Source organism: Janibacter limosus, from assembly GCF_004295485.1.
Lineage (GTDB): Bacteria > Actinomycetota > Actinomycetes > Actinomycetales > Dermatophilaceae > Janibacter > Janibacter limosus_A.
Window position 1 is genome coordinate 1,318,618 of sequence record NZ_CP036164.1, and the last position, 17,302, is coordinate 1,335,919.

Annotated in this window: 14 protein-coding genes and 2 pseudogenes; 13 read left to right on the forward strand and 3 right to left on the reverse strand. The window is 69.3% G+C overall.

Features of this window, described 5'->3' with window-relative positions; all coding sequences use genetic code 11:
- Positions 1-92: 92 nt before the first annotated feature.
- Positions 93-1,286, reverse strand: a pseudogene (locus EXU32_RS06330) (alcohol dehydrogenase catalytic domain-containing protein).
- A gap of 226 nt (positions 1,287-1,512) precedes the next feature.
- Here EXU32_RS06330 and EXU32_RS06335 point away from each other — a divergent pair.
- The 5 genes and pseudogenes from EXU32_RS06335 (at position 1,513) to EXU32_RS06355 (ending at position 6,567) form a co-directional block, all read left to right on the forward strand.
- Positions 1,513-4,194, forward strand: a complete 2,682-nt coding sequence (locus EXU32_RS06335; RefSeq protein ID WP_130629136.1) for an excinuclease ABC subunit UvrA — start codon at positions 1,513-1,515, stop codon at positions 4,192-4,194.
- A gap of 421 nt (positions 4,195-4,615) precedes the next feature.
- Positions 4,616-5,160, forward strand: a pseudogene (locus tag EXU32_RS06340) (type 1 glutamine amidotransferase domain-containing protein).
- A 7-nt stretch (positions 5,161-5,167) separates the two neighbouring features.
- Complete coding sequence (locus tag EXU32_RS06345) at positions 5,168-5,479, forward strand: putative quinol monooxygenase (protein ID WP_130629137.1); 312 nt, start codon at positions 5,168-5,170, stop codon at positions 5,477-5,479.
- 367 nt (positions 5,480-5,846) lie between these two features.
- Positions 5,847-6,083: a hypothetical protein gene (locus EXU32_RS06350; RefSeq protein ID WP_242612905.1), complete on the forward strand. Its 237-nt coding sequence runs from the start codon at positions 5,847-5,849 to the stop codon at positions 6,081-6,083.
- Between the two features lie 10 nt (positions 6,084-6,093).
- Positions 6,094-6,567 carry a hypothetical protein gene (locus tag EXU32_RS06355; RefSeq protein ID WP_130629138.1) on the forward strand — a complete coding sequence of 158 codons (474 nt, stop codon included), beginning with the start codon at positions 6,094-6,096 and terminating at the stop codon, positions 6,565-6,567.
- A gap of 630 nt (positions 6,568-7,197) precedes the next feature.
- Here EXU32_RS06355 and EXU32_RS06360 read toward each other — a convergent pair.
- Together EXU32_RS06360 and EXU32_RS06365 are read right to left on the reverse strand one after the other, a co-directional pair.
- A complete protein-coding gene (locus tag EXU32_RS06360; RefSeq protein WP_165399594.1) occupies positions 7,198-8,661 on the reverse strand; it encodes an HNH endonuclease signature motif containing protein in 1,464 nt (487 codons plus the stop codon).
- Between the two features lie 173 nt (positions 8,662-8,834).
- Positions 8,835-9,941 carry a sterol desaturase family protein gene (locus EXU32_RS06365; protein WP_130629140.1) on the reverse strand — a complete coding sequence of 369 codons (1,107 nt, stop codon included), beginning with the start codon at positions 9,939-9,941 and terminating at the stop codon, positions 8,835-8,837.
- 174 nt (positions 9,942-10,115) lie between these two features.
- Between EXU32_RS06365 and thrS the strand changes: the two genes are divergently transcribed.
- From thrS to EXU32_RS06405, 8 genes are all read left to right on the forward strand, one after another.
- Positions 10,116-12,164 carry a threonine--tRNA ligase gene (thrS, locus tag EXU32_RS06370; protein WP_130629141.1) on the forward strand — a complete coding sequence of 683 codons (2,049 nt, stop codon included), beginning with the start codon at positions 10,116-10,118 and terminating at the stop codon, positions 12,162-12,164.
- Positions 12,165-12,246: 82 nt separating this feature from the next.
- Positions 12,247-12,729 (forward strand): GNAT family N-acetyltransferase, encoded by a 483-nt coding sequence (locus EXU32_RS06375; RefSeq protein ID WP_130629142.1) that lies wholly within the window; start codon positions 12,247-12,249, stop codon positions 12,727-12,729.
- Between the two features lie 71 nt (positions 12,730-12,800).
- Positions 12,801-13,361: an HIT family protein gene (locus EXU32_RS06380; RefSeq protein WP_130629143.1), complete on the forward strand. Its 561-nt coding sequence runs from the start codon at positions 12,801-12,803 to the stop codon at positions 13,359-13,361.
- Between the two features lie 65 nt (positions 13,362-13,426).
- Positions 13,427-14,056: a phosphatidylinositol phosphate synthase gene (gene pgsA / locus EXU32_RS06385; protein ID WP_130629144.1), complete on the forward strand. Its 630-nt coding sequence runs from the start codon at positions 13,427-13,429 to the stop codon at positions 14,054-14,056.
- Positions 14,053-14,991 carry a phosphatidylinositol mannoside acyltransferase gene (locus tag EXU32_RS06390; protein WP_130629145.1) on the forward strand — a complete coding sequence of 313 codons (939 nt, stop codon included), beginning with the start codon at positions 14,053-14,055 and terminating at the stop codon, positions 14,989-14,991. The genes pgsA and EXU32_RS06390 overlap by 4 nt, the downstream gene beginning before the upstream one ends.
- Positions 14,988-16,172, forward strand: a complete 1,185-nt coding sequence (locus EXU32_RS06395) for a glycosyltransferase family 4 protein (protein WP_130629146.1) — start codon at positions 14,988-14,990, stop codon at positions 16,170-16,172. Before EXU32_RS06390 ends, EXU32_RS06395 begins: the two co-directional genes overlap by 4 nt.
- Positions 16,169-16,741, forward strand: coding sequence for a hypothetical protein (locus EXU32_RS06400; protein WP_165399595.1), 573 nt, complete (start codon positions 16,169-16,171; stop codon positions 16,739-16,741). Before EXU32_RS06395 ends, EXU32_RS06400 begins: the two co-directional genes overlap by 4 nt.
- 65 nt (positions 16,742-16,806) lie before the next feature.
- Positions 16,807-17,295 (forward strand): hypothetical protein, encoded by a 489-nt coding sequence (locus EXU32_RS06405; protein WP_130629147.1) that lies wholly within the window; start codon positions 16,807-16,809, stop codon positions 17,293-17,295.
- Positions 17,296-17,302 lie beyond the last annotated feature (7 nt).

A 17,302-nucleotide genomic window follows, 5' to 3' on the forward strand; every position in this document is an offset into this window, starting at 1 on the left:
CCCGGATCGGCATCGAGAACCGATCCGTGCAGAGAGCCGGCCCGCGACCGCCGCTGAGGCGATGGTCGCGGGCCGGGGACGACGGCGCGAAATCAGGCGGGGAGCATGCCATGCGGGTCGATGACGAACTTGTCCGAGACGCCGGTATCAAAGGTGGCGTAGGCGTCGGGGGCTTCGTCGAGGCTGATGACCTTGGTATTGAGCATGTCGCTGAGGTAGGGCATGCGGTCCCACAGGATCGACATCATCAGTTCGCGGTTGTAGTGCATGATCGGGGCCTGGCCGCCGGAGATCCGAGGGGACTTGATCCACACCTTGCCGAAGTCGAGGGAAAAGGTTCCCTCCTGCTCAGCCTTGGACGCGGCCAGCGGGTCGGGGCCGTAGACGCCGATGACGCCGGTGGCACCGCCTGCGCAGGTGGCGTCCATGACCTGGTTGATGGAGTAGGCCGGGTTCATGTCCTCGGCCTCGCGGCCGATCCCGTGGGCTTCTGAGCCGACGTAGTCGACGGCGCAGTCCACCATGGGTTCGCCGAGGATGGCCTCGATCTGGTCGGTCAGCGGCACGTCCTCGCTGAGGTCGATGGTCTCGCAGCCGTTATTCTTCATCAGGTCCAGCCGGTCCTGGTAGTAGTCGCCGACGATGATGCAGGAAGCGCCCAAGAGCCGGGCTGCCGCGGCGCCGCAGCGTCCGACGGGACCGGCGCCGGCGATCTAGACGGTCGAGCCGGGCTTCGTTCCGGCCTCCATGAGGCCGTGGAACGCGGTGGGCAGGATGTCCGACAGGAGTGCCAGGTCACGGATCTTCTCCATCGCCTGGTCTCGATCGGGAAAGCGGAGCAGCTGGAAGTCGGCGTAGGGGACGAACAGGTACTCCGCCTGCCCGCCCTGCCAGTTACCCAGGTTGAACCCGTAAGCGCCGCAGGCCGCGTCGGGGTTCACGGTCTCGCACACCTCGGTTCGACGGGCGCGACAGTTGCGGCAGCGGCCTCAGGCGACGTTGAAGGGGACCGAGACCAGGTCGCCCTCGGAGAGGAACTCGACGTCGGGGCCGACCTCGAGGACTTCTCCGGTCATCTCGTGCCCCATCACCATGCCCTGGGGGACAGGGAAGGACCCGCGGTAGATGTGCAGGTCGCAACCGCAGATGTTGGTAGCGACGATCTTGAGGATGACTCCGTGCGGGGCGCTCTTGCCATTCGGCATCTCGAGCTTCGGGAAGTCCAGGGACTCGACGCGCATGTCCCTGACGTTCTCGAACACGACGGCGCGGTTGCTGCTTGCCATAACGATCTCCTCCAGTGGTGGATGGCCTGGTCGCGGCGGTGCCGCAGTCATCCGGGAGTCCGTCACCCGCGACCTCGGCTATCGCCGAGCATGGGCCAGCAAGGAGTTCACCCTCCATCGCCGTGCGTGCCGCCGCACTAACAATGCGTGCCACGGACAAATGAACTATCAAGGACAAGTGCCTGATCCGGCGCGACCGATGGACCGCTTTGCTAATCTCCCTGGCATGGTCGAAGCACCCGTGCCCGCGTTGCCAGAGTCCTCGCCCGTCCAGCCTGACGTGCGTGTTCTCGGCGCTCGCGAGCACAACCTTCAGGACATCGACCTCACGGTGCCCCGCGACGCGCTGGTGGTGTTCACCGGGGTCTCTGGCTCGGGGAAGTCCTCGTTGGCTTTCGGAACCCTGTTCGCGGAGTCCCAGCGCCGTTACCTCGAGTCCGTCGCTCCCTACGCTCGTCGCCTGATCGACCAGGCCGGCGTCCCGGACGTCGACTCGATCACGGGTATGCCGCCGGCCGTTGCTCTTCAGCAGCAGCGTGGAGGCCGTAGCGCCCGCTCTTCGGTGGGCAGCATCACCACCCTCTCGTCCCTGGTGCGCATGCTCTACTCCCGGGCCGGCCACTACCCCGACGATCAGCCGATGCTCTACGCCGAGGACTTCTCCGCCAACACAGTGCAGGGCGCGTGCCGGGAGTGTCACGGTATCGGCCGGGTGTACGAGGTCACCGAAGGCCAGATGGTGCCCGACCCTTCGCTGACGATCCGCGAGCGAGCCATTGCGTCATGGCCGACGGCCTGGCACGGTCACCAGCTGCGCGATGTGCTCGTCGCCCTCGGCTACGACGTCGACGTACCCTGGAGGGACCTGCCGAAGGAGGAGCGTGACTGGATCCTCTACACCGAGGAGACGCCGTACGTCCCGGTCCACTCGCGGCTGACTCTCGCCGAGGCCAGGGCCGCGACCGCGGCGGGCGTCGAGCCGACCTACTCGGGCACCTTCGTCGGTGCGCGTCGGTACGTGCTCGACACGTTCGCGAAGACCAAGAGCGGGTCGATGAAGCGGCGCGTGGCGCAGTTCCTCACGGTCGCTCCCTGCCCCGCCTGCCATGGCAAGCGGTTGAAGCCGGAGGCTCTGTCCGTGACGTTCGAGGGCCTCGATGTCGCAGATCTCTCCGAGCTGCCGCTCGCGGAGCTCTCGACGCTGATCGAAGAGGCAGTCGAGCGGGCCACCGGCGATCTCGACGGGACCGAGACGGCGGGGCAAGCACTGGACAACGCAGCCCGACGCGACGCTGTGCAGCAGCGCGTCGACGCTGGGGGATCAGCCCATGCGGCCGCCCCCGACGTGCGCAAGACACCGAACCGCTCGGTGGAGAAGCTGGCCGCGATGGTGCGGCTGGGCGCAGAGCTCGTCAATAGACTGCGGCCGATCATCGATCTGGGTCTGGGGTATCTCTCCCTGGGCCGCACCACCCCCACCCTCTCCGGCGGGGAGCTACAACGACTGCGACTCGCGACCCAGCTGACCTCCGAACTGTTCGGCGTGGTCTATGTGCTCGATGAGCCTTCCGCAGGGCTTCATCCGCAGGACGTCAGTGCCCTGCTCGGTATCCTCGACGGGCTCAAGCGCCGAGGCAACAGCCTGTTCGTCGTGGAGCATTCGGTGGACGTGATGCGGCACGCGGACTGGCTGGTTGACATCGGCCCCGGCGCGGGCGAGCGCGGCGGACGCGTCATCTACAGCGGGCCCACCGAAGGGCTCGTAGAGGTGGAGGAGTCCGTCACCCGCGGGTATGTCTTCGGGGGCAGCGGCCTGCCCCAGCGGACGCCCCGCGAACCGCAGGGATGGCTGCAGCTCGAGAACGTCACCCGCAACAACCTGCGCGACGTGTCGATCTCCTTTCCGCTCGGGGTGTTCACCGCAGTCACCGGAGTCTCGGGATCCGGCAAGTCCAGCCTGGTCAGCCAGGCACTGCCTGCGCTGCTCGGCGAGCGGCGGGGACGGGCTGTCCACGCGGAGGACGCTGCCGCCCCCGAAGGGGACGAGCTCCTGCTGTCGGACGAGCCCGAGGAGCTCGAGGGAGCGGTCTGGGGAGACCTCTCCGGGGTGAGCCGCGTCGTGAGCATCGACCAGAAGCCCATCGGTCGCACCCCGCGCTCGAACGTCGCGACCTATACCGGTTTGTTCGACCACGTGAGGCGGAGGTTCGCGGAGACCCCCGAGGCCCGGGCTCGGGGGTACAAACCGGGCAGATTCTCCTTCAACGTCACCGGCGGTCGCTGCCCTACCTGCAAGGGCGAGGGATCAGTCATGGTGGAGCTACTCTTCCTCCCCTCGGTCTACACCAAGTGCCCTGACTGCCATGGCACCCGCTACCAGTCCAGCACGCTGGAGATCATCTGGCGCGGCCGCGACATCGCCGAGATCCTCGCCATGAGCGTCGAGGAGGCCCACGACTTCTTCCACGGCGAGTTCGACATCATGCGCTCGCTCGCGGCGCTGATCGACGTGGGTCTCGGGTACCTGCGTCTCGGGCAGCCAGCGACTGAGCTGTCCGGCGGTGAGGCGCAGCGCGTCAAGCTCGCCACCGAGCTCCAGCGATCCCAGCGCGGGGACACGCTCTACGTCCTGGACGAGCCGACCTCCGGGTTGCACTGCGCCGACTCCGACCGGCTCGTGACCCACCTACAGTCCCTCGTCGACGCCGGCAACACCGTCGTTGCGGTCGAGCTCGACATGCGCGTGGTCGCCGCAGCCGACCACGTCATCGACCTCGGACCCGGCGCGGGAGACGACGGCGGCACGGTGGTCGCCTCAGGAACACCCGCGCAGGTCGCCTCGTCCGGAGTCGGTGCATCGGCACCGTACCTCGAGGTTGCGCTGCAGGAGACTGCCTCCCTGGGGTGAGAGTCGGAAGGCTTCGATGAGGGCAATGACCCCACGCAACGGGGGCATCGGACGAGCAACCTGCGTCGCCCGATCGAGAATCCACGCCGCGTGCATGCGGAACTCGGTCAGCAGGCGCTCCGCGCCGTCTGCGGATGAGGTCGTGAACCGGCGACCCTCGAACGACGCTGACCGGACGTTTCGCCCCATGGTCGGCGCCGTGCCGGGGCGCGGGATCGCGGGGTCATGACGCGCGAGTCCGACGGGAACCCGCAGGGTCGTGCCGTTCACCATCTTCCGCGGGTTCCGCATGACCCACGGGCGCAGTCCGATGAACGACTGCCCGACCGCAGCCGGACCGGGCAGAGGCCTGCGGCGTCGCGGTGACGGGGCTCGGCAGCGGACAGGCCGAGACGCTACGAGCCCCCGCCGGCCACCAGGACTGCCTGCGCCTCGGCGAGGACTGGGTCGAGATGGAGACGCGGACGGTGTCGAGCGCGTGGAACTCGAACAGCCGAGACAGGCTCTTCACGACGCAGGGCCACGACCGAGCTGCTGTCGCTGCACGAGGGCGAGATCAAGGCCCGCAAGAACGACCTGGACGAGGCCGGAACCTTTCCGGTCGATGCCCTGGTGAAGTCCGCCTCGGCCGACGACTACGACGCCCTGCTGCTTCCCGGCGGGACGGTCAACCCCGACCAGTTGCGGATGGACACCGACGCAGTCGGATTCGTGCGCGATGTCACGGTCGCCGGCAAGCCGGTTGCCGCGATCTGCCACGGACCGTGGACGCTGATCGAGGCCGGTGTCGTGGAGGGTCGGACGCTGACCTCGTACCCGAGCATCCGCACCGACCTGCGCAATGCCGGAGCGAACGTCGTCGACGAAGAGGTGGCACGCGACGGGAACCTGATCACCAGCCGCTCGCCCGAGGATCTCCCGGCCTTCTGCGCCGCGATCATCGAGCTGTTCAGCCAGGACAAGTGAGGAAACCATGATCAACTTTGCATTGTCGGTCATCGTGCACGCCAAGCCCGGGAAGGAGGAGGACGTCGCGGACTTTCTCCGCAGCGCCCGTCCCATCGTCGAGCAGGAGGAGGGTACGCGGGCCTGGTTCGCTCTGCAGTTCGACGAATCGACCTTCGGGATCTTCGACGTGTTCCCCGACGACGTGGCCCGTCAGACCCACCTCTCGGGTGGTGTCGGTCAGGCACTTGCTGCGCAGGGAGCAGATCTGTTCAGCACCGAACCGAGCATCCAGAACGTCGACGTGATCGCGTACAAGCTGCCCGGCGAGACCTCCTAGAGCATCAGCGTCGATTGACATCGGGGTGCCGATTCACCGCACGTGCCAATCCAGGACGGAGCTGCTGATCCCGTCCTGAACGAGGGTCGGCGTCGTCCTCCAGGACATGTCTCTTGAGTCGCTTTCATCGACGAGCACAAGGATCGGCACGGCGTCAAGCCGATCTGCACGGTGCTGAAGGGCACCGACGCGCAGATCGCCCCGTCCACCTACTACGCGACAACCGATGACGCCGCACGTATTCCTGAGCTGGAGAAAGAAATTTCGTAGCGGGTGGCCAGTCCTCGCCACTGCTCCACGAGGGCGAAGGAGCACTCGCGATCGCGTCTGGCGTCGAGCCGACCTACTCGGGCACCTTCGTCGGTACGTGCTCGACACGTTCGCGAAGACCAAGAGCGGGTCGATGAAGCGGCGCGTGGCGCAGTTCCTCACGGTCGCTCCCTGCCCCGCCTGCCATGGCAAGCGGTTGAAGCCGGAGGCTCTGTCCGTGACGTTCGAGGGCCTCGATGTCGCAGATCTCTCCGAGCTGCCGCTCGCGGAGCTCTCGACGCTGATCGCCAGCAGAAGTACCGCTCCGAGGAAACTATCGCGTCGTCCTGAGTGAGCTGGAGCGGGTGGCGCGTGAGCTGCGGCAGTTCCCCGACGTTGCCGCCGCGCGAGCGTCGATGACCATCACGCCGCAGTACGTGCGCAACGTGGTGGTGTTGAAGCAGTGCCTGTTACGGGCAATCGGGCAACACGTGCAGTTGAGCATGGCGGTGCGAGCGGACCGTGGGGAGCCGACCGCGGCCAGCGAGAGTGCAACGGTGGAGGAGCTGACCCGTTTTCAGAACGCGTCACAGGAGGTGTACGACCGGCTGGTGTCGTTGGTGCCGTCCCCTGACGACGCAGAGCCGGGTCTGCGGACATTCCTGAAGTCGGGGCTAACGGGGATGCGCCGGGAACGTAAAGCGGTGGCGGCGGCGCGCGAGAACGCGCTGGCCGTTCGAAAGTGCATGCCGGCGCGTGAGCTGGGCCGCGCGCCAGCGGTACGACGCGTTGTTGCTGCGGATAACGTGCCGCCGCTGAGGCTGGTCAAGGGCTTTTGACGCGAACTTTGGGCTCATCGGGACACGTCAGTGGTGGTCTGAGCGCGGAAGTTCGTTTCGTCCAGACGCGGCGCCGGCGGTGGGGCAGAGCAAAGGGAGACCTGCCCCGGCTGTAAGCATTGAGCTGGCATCCGGGGGCGGGCTTGGGTCGTGCGGGTCAGGCAGCGGCCGCGGCGCGCGCGGGGGTACTGCAGGAGGTGTTCGCGTGCGTGAGCGTGGTGACCACCGGCAGGCGTAAGTCCGTCAGCGGCTACGCGGGGGAGGTGGTCGATACCAATCGCGTCGATGACGGTCAGTGCCGCGACAAGAGGGGCTGCGTTGCTGTCGTGGCCGTCGCTGAACACGGCGGCGATGACCACCACGGGTGGCCAATATGGCCACCGACTTCCGAAATTCCGGGCTTCCTCACTCGCTTCATCGCTTGTCTATCGCTGACGCTAGAGAGGTGGGGGCGGTTTACCCAATGTGGTGGGGGCACCTCTTCTGGGAGGGGGCTGCAGCCCGCTCCACAGGCGTTTCGTGAACCTCTCACAGATAGATGCAGGCCCCGCTCCAGTGGAGCGGGGCCTGTTGCCTTGTGCGTGCATGCCTGTGGGCCGGTCCGTGAGGGCCGGCTGCGGGGCGGGTGCGCTAGACGTGCCAGGTGACGCCGCGGGGGGTGATGGTGCAGGTCAGGTCGAGGGCATGGACCTTGGTGTGGTGGCGCGCGCACAGCAGCGCGGAGCGTCCGATGTCGGTGCTGCCGCCCAGGGACCAGTAGTCGACGTGGTGCGCGTCTGACCAGTGGGCGGGCATGGTGCACCCGGGATAGGTGCAGCCTCCGTCGCGCAGATAGAGGGCACGTTTTTGGCCTGGTGTGAAGTAGCGGGCCGCGCGGCCCAGCTCCAGGGGCTCGGTGTCGGTGCCCAGCAGCGCGGGCACGATCTGGGCCTGGCAGGCCAGCTTGCGCACCGAGGCCGGTGAGAGGACCTGACCGGTCGCGGTGACGCCACCTGCGTGGCCCGTGGCCGGTGTGCCGCACCCGCCCGGTCGCCCCGACAGGTCCGACCGGTCGAAGGTAGCCGCCTGCTGGCCGTGGGGCGAGAGGGCCTGCCCGAGCGAGCTGACGGGGAGGTCTTGCCCGCAGGCACCACAGCGCCCGTGCGTCAGGTCGGCGGTCAGGGCCTGGAGGCTGATCGTCACGATGACCTGGGCCTTGTCGCTCTTGGGCGCCTCGCCCGGCGACGAGACGCCGCGCCCGATGATCGCCAGCAACGCGTCCGCTCGCCGGCGGGCCGGGGTGCGCTCATCGAGCTCGCCGCCTGGTCCCTTGACCGGGGCGGACAACGCCGCCAGCGCGGCGTCGATGATCGCGGCGCCCTCGGGGTCCATGTCCACCCGGTAGCGCGTCATCCCGCACGCACCGGCGGACTTGGTCAGTGACCGGGACGCCTTCAGGGCATCGTCCTCCTCGCGCAGGTCCTTGTCCGGGCGCAACATCCGCCCGGTCATCGTGATCGCCGCTGCCAGCTTCTTCTCGTCCAACCCCGACACCCGAGTCCGCGAGCGTGCGTCCGGGCCGGTGGCGACGACCTCGTCACGAGCGTGGCCGAGCAGGATCCCCAGGTCCTCCTCCAGCAGCTGCGGGTCAGCGACCCGGCGCACCGACTCCTCGAACCGCACCAGCTGATCGGTCTTGCCCAACGGCAGATCCCCAGCAGCGAAAGCAGCGAGGACGGCTGGCACCCCGGTGGGCCCCCGCTCGTCACCGGCGTCTGCCGCGTCAGACGCGTCTGACGTGGACGTGTCCGTGGCTGCTGCGGCAGTCGGCGCGGGATCGCTCAACGAGCTCCCCGAAGCCCGCAGACCGGCCTTGGCCACCCGCACCACCGACGCCGCGTGCCTCACCGCAGGACGAGGCGCCCGGCGCCCTTCGCAGACCCCCACCCAGTCCACCGGCGACCACGACGACTCACCAGGCAAACCCCGGGAGATGCCCTCACGCGTCAGCGCGACCTCCGCCGCCTGCGTGAGCTGACGCAACCGACCCACCAACGCCAGCGCCTCACCGACATCACTGTCGGGGGCCTGCCACACACTGGAGGAGTCACTCATCAACAGGCCACGCAACGCGTCACGCAACCCCGGGAGAACTCCCGGATCGTGAAACCGCACCGTCGCCTCTGACATACCTCGATCATATTTTCGACCCCTGACAACGCTCCGCGAGCCACTATGGCTGGGGACGAGCACCCTTCGGGCCGGGGAGGATGTGGACGACGCGGCAGCTACGCGACGTGCTCCTCGTACTCGCGGTCCCCGCGGAAGGGCATCAGCGTCTGGGCCACGAGTCCCCGGGGCACGGTCTCGAGCTTGAGCACGCCGTACTCCTGCGGCCAGCTCCCGTCACGGGGGAGCTTGAAGCTGCCCATGAGCATGTCCACGATCGGCAGGTGGATGGCGTAGTTGCGGTCCCAGTAGTCGACGTGACGGGCGTGGTGCCAGTGGTGGTAGCGGGGGAGCACCACGAGGTACTCGAGCCAGCCGAAGCGCACCCCGATGTTGGCGTGGGCCACGACCGCCTGCAGCCCGACGAGGATGACGTAGGCGTTGATGGCAGCGGTGGAGAAGCCCAGCACCATCAGCGGCAGGAGCACGATGCTGCGGGTCAGCACGGTCTCGACGAGGTGGACGCGTGACCCGGCCAGCCAGTCCAGGTCGCGGCTGGAGTGGTGCACCGCGTGGAAGCGCCACAGCGTCTTGACCCGGTGGTAGGCCCGGTGCAGCGTGGCCTGTGCGAGGTCCGCGGCGAAGACCGCGAGGAGGAACTGCGCCCACAGGGGGAGCCCGATGACGACCTCCTTGACCGGGTCGATGGCGATGGTCGCCGCCACCGTGGTCGTCGTGGTCGTCACGACGATGAGGATGAACTGCACGAGGACGTGGCTGAGGAAGAAGTAGCAGACGTCCGTGCGCCAGCCGGGCCGCAGGATGGCGTGCGGGCGGTGGGCCAGGTAGTGCTCGAGGGGGATGAAGACCACGGCGGAGAAGAACAGCGACAGGATGAACCAGTCGACGCCCAGCGAGTAGGGGGTCGCCGCCACCTTGTCCATGGGGACGGTGGCACCGCCGAGGAAGACGGCGAGTGATGCGGCGACGAGACCGATGAGAGCGATCCGCCGGCGCTGACCGGCCAGGATGGCGACGGTGCCCACGAGGAAGGTCGCGACCAACCCGAAGAGCAGCAGACCGCGGGCGAAGCCGGACGTGTAGACGCTCCGGAACTCCTGACTGGTCAGCATCTCGGGGTAGTGGAAGCACAGCACGGCCAGCAGGCACAGGACGCCGAACCAGGCAGCGCTGTGCGGCAGGAGGCGACGGTCGGTGGAGAGCATGGCCCGAGCGTACGAATCCCGTGGAGCCCACCGCCTGAGCCGGCGTACTCAAACCGGTGGCCTCGAGACGCCCGCTGCGCGGGCTCCTCGGCCAGCGTTGGTGGACCCCCTTCGCGGGGATAGAGTTCGACGGTGCCCGACCGGGCACCTCGAACCGTCCCACAGGAGTTCCCCGTGTCAGCCCAGATCACCATCAACGTCGCCGGAGACGAGCGATCGGTGGACCAGGGCACTACCGCCGCGGACCTCTTCGAGGGTGACCGCGCGGTGCTCGTCGCTCGGGTCAACGGCGAGCTGCGCGACCTTGCCCACGAGGTTGCCGCGGGCGACGTCGTCGAGCCGGTCACCGCCGCCGAGCAGGACGGCCTCGACGTCCTGCGCCACTCCACGGCCCACGTCCTCGCCCAGGCCGTCCAGCAGATCAACCCGTCCGCCAAGCTCGGGATCGGCCCGCCGATCCGGGACGGCTTCTACTACGACTTCGACGTCGAGGAGCCCTTCACCCCCGAGGACCTCAAGGCCCTCGACAAGGCGATGCAGCGGATCATCAACGAGGGCCAGACCTTCGAGCGGCGCGAGATCAGCGACGAGGACGCCCTCGTCGAGCTCAGCGACGAGCCGTACAAGTGCGAGCTCATCGGCCTCAAGGGCGGCGCCTCCGAGGACGCTGCCGAGGGCGCGTCCGTCGAGGTCGGTGGTGCCCAGCTGACGATCTACGACAACGTCCGTCGTGACGGCACCCGTGCCTGGGGCGACCTGTGCCGGGGGCCGCACGTGCCGAGCACCAAGGTCATCGGCAACGCCTACAAGGTGATGCGCAGCGCCGCGGCCTACTGGCGCGGCAGCGAGAAGAACAAGCAGCTCCAGCGCGTCTACGGCACGGCATGGCCGACCAAGGACGAGCTGAAGGCCTATCTCGACCGTCTCGCCGAGGCCGAGAAGCGCGACCACCGCAAGCTCGGCCGCGAGCTGGACCTCTACTCCTTCCCGGACGAGATCGGCTCGGGCCTGCCCGTCTTCCACCCCAAGGGCGGTGTCATCAAGCGCGAGATGGAGGACTACGTCCGCGCCCGGCACATCGAGGAGGGCTTCGACTACGTCGGGACCCCCCACATCGCCAAGGAGGGCCTCTTCCACACCTCGGGCCACCTGCCCTACTACGGCGAAGGGATGTTCCCTCCCCTCGACGTGGACGGCATGGACTACCGCCTCAAGGCGATGAACTGCCCGATGCACAACCTCATCTACCGCAGCAAGCAGCGCTCCTACCGTGAGCTGCCGCTGCGGCTCTTCGAGTTCGGCCACGTCTACCGCCACGAGAAGTCGGGTGTCATCCACGGCCTGACGCGGGTGCGCGGCTTCGCCCAGGACGACAGCCACTCCTATGTGACCAAGGAGCAGGCACCGGACGAGATCCGCCACCTGCTCGACTTCGTGCTGTCGCTGCTGCGCGACTTCGGGCTCGACGACTTCTATCTCGAGCTGTCCACGCGTGACGAGGACGGCGACAAGAGCGACAAGTTCATCGGCTCCGACGAGGACTGGGCCGAGGCGACCCAGGTCCTCGAGGACGTCTGCCGGGAGACCGGCCTCGAGCTGGTCCCCGACCCGGGTGGCGCCGCCTACTACGGCCCCAAGGTGTCGATCCAGGCGCGCGACGCCATCGGTCGCACCTGGCAGATGAGCACCATCCAGTACGACTTCAACCAGCCCTCGCCCGACCGCTTCGCGCTCGAGTACCAGGCCGCCGATGGCTCCCGCCAGCAGCCGGTGATGATCCACTCGGCGAAGTTCGGCTCGATCGAGCGCTTCATCGGGGTCCTCGTCGAGCACTACGCGGGTGCCTTCCCCGTCTGGCTCAGCCCCGTCCAGGTCCTCGGTGTCCCGGTCGCGGAGGAGTACAACGACTACCTCTGGGATGTCCTGAAGCAGATGCGCGCCAAGGGGATTCGCGTCGAGCTCGATGACAGCGACGACCGCTTCCCCAAGAAGATCCGCAATGCCAGCAAGTCCAAGGTGCCCTTCACCCTCATCGCCGGCGAGGAGGACCGCAGCAACAACGCGGTCTCCTTCCGCTACCGCGACGGGTCCCAGGAGAACGGCATCCCGATCGAGACCGCGATCGAGCGCGTGCTCGCCGCGATCGTGGCCAAGGACCAGGTCATGGCGGCCCCCAGCCTGGCCAACCCGGGCCCGGACAAGGCGCCTGCCGGCACCATCTGAGCCCACCCCCTTCGCCACGGCCCGGGTCCGTCCGCACCAGCGGATGGGCCCGGGCCGAGCACTTCCCGGCTAGGTTGCGGTCATGGACGTGAACCAGCGCCCCGTGCACCTGCGCCCCGTCGAGCGCGAGGACGCCTTCTCCTTGGCAGCCCTGCGCCTGCAGCAGGACAAGGAGCTCGGCCGAGCGACGCGCGATCGGTTCGTCGGGGAGTACGCCGACGCCTTCCTCGAGGACTTCGCCACCTATCGCGGGTGGCTTGCGGAGCAGGGCGACGGCCGTCCCGTCGGATGTCTGCTCGCGCTGCGGGTACGCAAGCTCCCCACGCTCGCCCGCACGGGGCGGCCGGAGTGGTGGTACGTCCAGCAGGTCTTCGTCTCGACCGACCGTCGTCGTGAGGGCATCGGCCGTCGCCTCGTCCACGCTGCCCAGGACGCGGCGAGCGCGGAGCGGGTGCGGTGGCTGCGACTCAACGCCAGCGACGCCGGCGCGCCACTCTTCGACGCGATGGGCTTCGGTGACCCGATGGACCGCCTGCGCGAGTGGGTGCCGGGGCAGGCCCCCTGACTCGCGGACCAGCGACATGACGAAGGGGGGAGGACCCTCCCTTCGTCATCGGCCGTGACAGGATCGGCCCCATGACCGAGCCGCACGACCCCCCGCTCGAGGACGAGCGATCCTTCGCCGGTGTCCCGGACGGGTTCGACCGCTTGTGGACGCCCCACCGGATGGCCTACGTGACGGGCGAGCGGCCCAGCGACGAGGCAGGAGAAGGGTGTCCCTTCTGCGCTGCGCCCGACAAGGACGACGCCGAGGGGCTGGTCGTCCACCGCGGCGAGACCTGCTTCGTCGTCATGAACCTCTTCCCCTACAACGCCGGTCACGTGCTGGTCTGCCCCTACCGGCACGTCTCGCTGTACATCGACCTGACGGACGAGGAGACGGCGGAGTTCACCGCTCTCACCAAGACCGCGATCCGCGTGCTGCAGGCGACCTCCAACCCGCACGGCTTCAACCTCGGCATGAACCAGGGCGCAGTGGCCGGCGCCGGGGTGGCCGCACACCTGCACCAGCACGTCATCCCTCGCTGGGGTGGCGACATGAACTTCCTGCCGATCATCGCCCAGACCAAGGCCCTGCCGATCCTCCTCGAGGACGCCCGGGCAGCGCTCGTGGCCGCCTGGCCGACGGATGGGTGACTGAGCGGGACATCACCGCGAGCCGTTCGGGTGGAGGGGCGCGCCGCAGTTACCCTTGTCGCGAGATGCTCAATCGATACGCACGCGCCGCGGCCACCCGGATCCTGACTCCCGTGGCCAGACTCCTGATCCGTCTGGGCCTGAGCCCTGACGCCGTGACGATCCTCGGCACGATCGGCGTGTGCCTCGGGGCATGGGTCTTCTTCCCGCGGGGTGAGCTGCTGGTCGGCGTGCTCGTCATCACCGCCTTCGTCTTCTCCGACACCCTCGACGGCGTCATGGCGCGACTGCTCGGCCGCACCAGCAAGTGGGGCGCCTTCCTCGACTCGACCCTCGACCGGATCGGTGACGCGGCGATCTTCTCCGGTCTGGCCATCTGGTTCTTCCAGGGCGGCGACGACCGGGTGATGGCGTGGCTGGCGATGGGCTGCCTGATCCTCGGCAGCGTCGTCTCCTACGCCCGCGCCCGCGCCGAAGGCCTGGGCATGACCGCCAGCGTGGGCATCGCCGAGCGGGCCGACCGCCTGGTCGTGGCCCTCGTGACGACCGGCTTGGTCGGCCTGGGCCTGCCCGAGGTCGTGCTCAAGGTCGTGCTCGCCCTGCTCCTCGTCGCCAGCGCCGTCACGATTCTGCAGCGCGTCTTCTTCGTGCGGCAGCAGTGCCTCGCCGCCGACGCGGCGACCCCCACGCCGTGACCCGGCTGCGCCGCCGGGCCACGGTCTGGGCCTTCCTGCTGGCCTGGCGGGTCCTGCGGCTGCTGCCGGCCGGCTTGGCCTACCGCCTCTTCGACCTCGCTGCCGACCGGACCCACGCCGGTAACGGCTCCTCGGTCCGGCGGCTGCGCGCCAACTACGCGCGGGTCCGGCCCGAGCTGACCCCCGACGAACTCGAGGACCTCACGGCGAAGGGGGTGCGTGCCGCCCTTCGCTACTACGTCGAGGCCTTCCGCCTGCCCGCCATCGCGGGTGACCACGTCGACTCCGTGGTCCGCTTCGAGGGGGCCATGCCGCAGATGAAGGCGCACCTGCTGGCCGGGCGACCGGTCCTGGCCTTCTTGGGGCACACCGGCAACTGGGACCTCGCGGGCGTCTGGTGCGCCCGCCACCTGGGCACCGTCGTCACCGTCGCCGAGCGGCTCGAGCCGGAGGAGATGTTCCAGGCCTTCCTCGACTACCGCGAGGGCCTGGGCATGGTGATCCACCCGGCCGAGCGCGGGACCTTCGCCAAGCTGCGCGCGCAGCTCGCGACGGGCGAGCCCGTGGTCATGCCGCTGCTCGCCGACCGGGACCTCTCCTCCAGCGGCGTCGAGGTGGACCTGTGCGGTCACCGCGCCCGGATGGCGGCGGGGCCGGCGGCCCTGGCCGTCGAGAGCGGTCTGCCGCTCTACCCGGTCACCCTGCGCCACGAGCGGGTCGGTCGCACCTGGGGCATGGTCGTCACCATCCACGACGCCGTCGACGTCGCCCCCGCGGGCAGCCCGGACGCGGTGGCCCGCACGACGCAGGCCTGCGCCGATGCCTTCGGCTCGGCGCTCGTCGCGCACACGCAGGACTGGCACATGATGCAGCGGGTCTTCGTCGACGACCTCGATCCGGCACGCGACGCGGCGGCCAAGGCGGAGGCAGCATGAGGATCGGCCTCGTCAGTCCCTACTCCTTCGACGTGCCGGGCGGCGTCCAGTTCCACATCCGGGACCTCGCCGAGTACCTCATCAGCCACGGCCACGAGGCATCGGTCCTCGCCCCTGCCGACGAGGGCACCGAGCTGCCGCCCTACGTCGTGCCGGCCGGCCGGGCCGTCCCGATCCGCTACAACGGCTCCACCGCCCGCCTGCTCTTCGGTCCGGTGGCGGCGGCCAAGGTCGGCCGATGGCTGGAGGAGGGCGACTTCGACGTCGTCCACATCCACGAGCCGCTGGCGCCCAGCCTGTCGCTGCTCGCGCTGTGGGCCGCGACCAGCCCGGTGGTCACGACCTTCCACACCTCCAACGTCCGCTCCCGGGTCATGCAGGCCACCTACCCGCTGCTGCGCCCCTCCCTGGAGAAGATCCGTGGTCGCATCGCCGTCTCCGAGGACGCGCGGCGCACCGTCACGACTCACATCGGCGGCGACGCGGTCGTCATCCCCAACGGCGTCGACACGGCGGCCTTCGCCCGCGCCGCCCGGGACCCCCGCTGGGTCGGCGGTCCCGACCGGCCCACCCTCGTCTTCCTCGGCCGCATCGACGAGCCACGCAAGGGCCTCCCGGTGCTGGCCGCCGCCATGCCGGCCATCCTCGACGCCGTGCCGGGAGCCCGCCTGCTCGTGGTCGGACCCGGCAGCACGGAGGCGGCCCGGGCCAGGCTCCCCGAGCGGGTGCGGGCCGCCACCGAGTTCCTCGGCGCGCTGTCCGACGAGGACAAGGCCTCGACGTTGGCGTCCGCCGACCTCTACGTCGCGCCGCACACGGGAGGGGAGAGCTTCGGCATCGTGCTGGTCGAGGCGATGGCCGCCGGTGCGCCGGTCCTCGCCAGTGACCTCGCGGCCTTCCAGCGGGTTCTCGACGGTGGGCGCACCGGCATGGCCGGCGCGCTCTTCGCCAACGGCCACCCCGAGGACCTCGCCGCCCGTGCCGTCGAGCTGCTGAGCGACCCGGCCCGCCTGCAGGTACTCGCTGATCTCGGCCGTCAGCGTGCCCGGACCTTCGACTGGCAGGTCGTGGCCAAGGAGATCATCGCGGTCTACGAGACGGTCGCCGACGCCGGACCCCACCACCGCGCGGTCACCCACCTGCGACCCGGGATCGAGCGTCGCGCCGGAGGGACCGCATGACCGCCATCAGCTGGATCGTCGTCGTCATCTGCCTGCTGCTGGTGATGGCGTGGTACCTCTCGTACAGCGCAGCGCGGCTCGACCGGCTGCACGCCAAGGTCGAGGGCGCGCTCTCCGCACTCGATGCCCACGTCGTGCGGCGGGCCGAGGCCAGCCTCGAGCTGGCCAACTCCGGGGCCATCGACCCGGCCAGCGGGTTCCTCGTCGCCGCGGCTGCGAGCGAGTCCCTCGAGCGGGTCAACGAGCGCACCTTCGAGTCAGACCTGCTGGAGGGGCAGCACTTCGCCGGCCGGGAGGGAGTCGAGAGCGAGCTGACCGAGGCGCTCCACGCGGCCCTGCCCCCGGAGGTCTCCCGCGACATCGAGACGAAGGGAGGCCCGGGCGCGGCTGCGCTCGAGCGGGTCCGCGAGGCCGGGCTACGAGTCCAGCTCGCCCGTCGCTTCCACAACGAGGCCGTCAAGGAGGTCCAGCGGGTGCGGGCCAAGCGCGTGGTGCGGCTCTTCCGCCTGGCCGGCTACGCCGACCTGCCGCAGACCGTCGAGTTCGACGACGCGCAGATCGGCAGCTGAGGGACCCACCTCGGCCCGGTGACCAGCCCTCGCCAAGCAGCCGCCTGACCGGGCATGATCTGGGCATGAGCCTGACCGATCTGACCCTCGTGGCGCCGCTCAACGAGCTGCTCACCTTGACCGGACTGCCCCGGGTGGGGCTGGAGCAGCTCGCCGTGGCCCAGCTCGCTGTCGTGGGGGGTGAGCGCGCACTGGCAGCCCTGCCCATGAGACGTCGGCGGCGACGCCGGGGCGGTGGCATCGGGTTCTTGGTCCTGCTCTGCTGCCTGCTGCCCCTGGCCGCGCTCGGCCTGATCGCCTACCTGGTGTGGGCCCGGCAGAAGGGCAAGGACCCGCGCACGGCACTCGGCGACATCCGGTCCACGGTCGTGGGCAACTCATCGCAGTCCTCCCACCCGACACCTCCGCCACCGGGCGGTGGGTACCAGGCGCCGCCGCCCCCTTCGTCCCCCGGCGAGGCGCCCTCCTCCGATCGCCCGGCACCGCCACCTCCTCCGGGCGAGGGTCCGATCGACCCGCCCGCGAGCGACGGACCGCCGCCCCCTCGCGCGTAGGAGCCTG

Bases quoted from the DNA above. Each gene is read 5' to 3' on its own strand.
- EXU32_RS06375 (WP_130629142.1), top strand. From the start codon at position 12,247: ATGGACGTGAACCAGCGCCCCGTGCACCTGCGCCCCGTCGAGCGCGAG.
- EXU32_RS06405 (WP_130629147.1), top strand. From the start codon at position 16,807: ATGAGCCTGACCGATCTGACCCTCGTGGCGCCGCTCAACGAGCTGCTC.
- EXU32_RS06380 (WP_130629143.1), top strand. From the start codon at position 12,801: ATGACCGAGCCGCACGACCCCCCGCTCGAGGACGAGCGATCCTTCGCC.
- pgsA (WP_130629144.1), top strand. From the start codon at position 13,427: ATGCTCAATCGATACGCACGCGCCGCGGCCACCCGGATCCTGACTCCC.
- EXU32_RS06345 (WP_130629137.1), top strand. From the start codon at position 5,168: ATGATCAACTTTGCATTGTCGGTCATCGTGCACGCCAAGCCCGGGAAG.
- EXU32_RS06335 (WP_130629136.1), top strand. From the start codon at position 1,513: ATGGTCGAAGCACCCGTGCCCGCGTTGCCAGAGTCCTCGCCCGTCCAG.
- EXU32_RS06395 (WP_130629146.1), top strand. From the start codon at position 14,988: ATGAGGATCGGCCTCGTCAGTCCCTACTCCTTCGACGTGCCGGGCGGC.
- EXU32_RS06365 (WP_130629140.1), bottom strand. From the start codon at position 9,941: ATGCTCTCCACCGACCGTCGCCTCCTGCCGCACAGCGCTGCCTGGTTC.
- EXU32_RS06400 (WP_165399595.1), top strand. From the start codon at position 16,169: ATGACCGCCATCAGCTGGATCGTCGTCGTCATCTGCCTGCTGCTGGTG.
- EXU32_RS06360 (WP_165399594.1), bottom strand. From the start codon at position 8,661: ATGAGTGACTCCTCCAGTGTGTGGCAGGCCCCCGACAGTGATGTCGGT.